At 56.8% G+C, this 1,065-nt stretch carries 1 rRNA gene; it reads left to right on the top strand.

The features are described 5' to 3' along the window. Positions 1 to 1,065: ribosomal RNA gene (locus tag ACIRB1_RS47130) — 23S ribosomal RNA — on the top strand; the annotation flags it as partial.

Raw genomic sequence — 1,065 nt, 5'->3', positions numbered from 1 at the left:
TAGTAGCGCGCTCAAGACCCGAAGCGGAGTGATCTAGCCATGGGCAGGTTGAAGCGGAGGTAAGACTTCGTGGAGGACCGAACCCACCAGGGTTGAAAACCTGGGGGATGACCTGTGGTTAGGGGTGAAAGGCCAATCAAACTCCGTGATAGCTGGTTCTCCCCGAAATGCATTTAGGTGCAGCGTCGTGTGTTTCTTGCCGGAGGTAGAGCACTGGATAGGCGATGGGCCCTACCGGGTTACTGACCTTAGCCAAACTCCGAATGCCGGTAAGTGAGAGCACGGCAGTGAGACTGTGGGGGATAAGCTCCATGGTCGAGAGGGAAACAGCCCAGAGCATCGACTAAGGCCCCTAAGCGTACGCTAAGTGGGAAAGGATGTGGAGTCGCAGAGACAACCAGGAGGTTGGCTTAGAAGCAGCCACCCTTGAAAGAGTGCGTAATAGCTCACTGGTCTAGTGATTCCGCGCCGACAATGTAGCGGGGCTCAAGCGTACCGCCGAAGTCGTGTCATTCATACAATAGGGCCAACGCCTGTATGGATGGGTAGGGGAGCGTCGTGTGCCGGGTGAAGCTGCAGCGGAAGCTAGTGGTGGACGGTTCACGAGTGAGAATGCAGGCATGAGTAGCGATACACACGTGAGAAACGTGTGCGCCGATTGACTAAGGGTTCCTGGGTCAAGCTGATCTGCCCAGGGTAAGTCGGGACCTAAGGCGAGGCCGACAGGCGTAGTCGATGGATAACCGGTTGATATTCCGGTACCCGCTGTGAAGCGTCAAACATCGAGCATCGTGATGCTAAGGCCGTGAAGCCGTTCCGGACCCTTCGGGGAATGGAAAGTGGTGGAGCCGCCGGCCCAAGCGGTTAGTAGGTGAGTGATGGGGTGACGCAGGAAGGTAGTCCATCCCGGGCGGTGGTTGTCCCGGGGTAAGGGTGTAGGACGTGATCCAGGTAAATCCGGGTTGCACATAGTCTGAGACCTGATGCCGAGCCGATTGTGGTGAAGTGGATGATCCTATGCTGTCGAGAAAAGCCTCTAGCGAGTTTCATGGCGGCCCGTACCCT

Source organism: Streptomyces sp. NPDC096013 (assembly GCF_044763565.1).
Taxonomy (GTDB): Bacteria; Actinomycetota; Actinomycetes; order Streptomycetales; family Streptomycetaceae; genus Streptomyces.
This window is presented reverse-complemented; position numbering and strand designations above follow the sequence as displayed.